This window comes from Nocardia sp. NPDC058058 (assembly GCF_042885355.1).
In the GTDB taxonomy this organism is placed as follows: Bacteria; Actinomycetota; Actinomycetes; order Mycobacteriales; family Mycobacteriaceae; genus Nocardia.
Genome location: NZ_JBHVSA010000068.1, coordinates 1 through 1,009, shown reverse-complemented (window position 1 = coordinate 1,009; position 1,009 = coordinate 1). Strand labels below are relative to the sequence as shown.

Annotated in this window: 1 protein-coding gene; it reads left to right on the top strand. The window is 68.4% G+C overall.

Going from position 1 to position 1,009, the window contains the following annotated elements; all coding sequences use genetic code 11:
• Positions 1–76: 76 nt before the first annotated feature.
• Positions 77–1,009, top strand: a 933-nt coding sequence (locus ACFVUS_RS44225; RefSeq protein WP_387781650.1) for an FAD-dependent oxidoreductase, incomplete at its 3' end; no start/stop codon positions are given.

Here is a 1,009-nt window from a genome sequence, read left to right as displayed (position 1 = left end):
ATCAGCGTGGCCCTGTGCGACTTCTACGTGTACCTGCTGGCCAGCGGCACCTTCACCGACCCGAGGATCTTCTGACATGGTTCAAGTCGACCGGCAGCAGTGGGACGTGGTCGTGGTCGGCGCGGGAGGCGCCGGACTGCGGGCCGCGATCGAGGCCCGCGAGCGGGGCGCCCGTACGGCCGTGATCTGCAAGTCCCTGTTCGGCAAGGCCCACACCGTGATGGCGGAGGGCGGGATCGCCGCCTCCATGGGCAACGTCAACGAGGGCGACAACTGGCAGGTGCACTTCCGCGACACCATGCGCGGGGGCAAGTTCCTCAATCAGTGGAGGATGGCCGAGCTGCACGCGAAGGAGGCCCCGGACCGGGTCTGGGAGCTGGAGACCTGGGGCGCGCTCTTCGACCGCACGCCCGACGGGAGGATCTCCCAGCGCAACTTCGGCGGGCACGAGTACCCGCGCCTCGCACACGTGGGCGACCGGACCGGCCTGGAGCTGATCCGCACCCTCCAGCAGAAGATCGTCCAGCTCCAGCAGGAGGACTTCAAGGAGTACGGGGACCACGAGGCCCGGCTCAAGGTCTTCCAGGAGTGCACGGTCACCAGGGTCCTGAAGGAAGGGCCGAGGGTCTCGGGGGCCTTCTGCTACGAGCGCGAGTCCGGCCGGTTCTTCGTCCTGGAGGCCCCGGCGGTGGTGCTGGCCACCGGCGGCATCGGCAAGTCCTTCAAGACCACCTCGAACTCCTGGGAGTACACCGGCGACGGCCACGCGCTGGCCCTGCTCGCCGGGGCTCCCCTGCTGAACATGGAGTTCGTGCAGTTCCACCCCACCGGCATGGTCTGGCCGCCCTCGGTCAAGGGGATCCTCGTCACCGAGTCGGTGCGCGGCGACGGCGGGGTGCTGCGCAACAGCGAGGGCAAGCGGTTCATGTTCGATTACGTCCCGGACGTCTTCAAGGAGAAGTACGCGGAGTCCGAGGAGGAGGGCGACCGCTGGTACGAGGACCCGGAC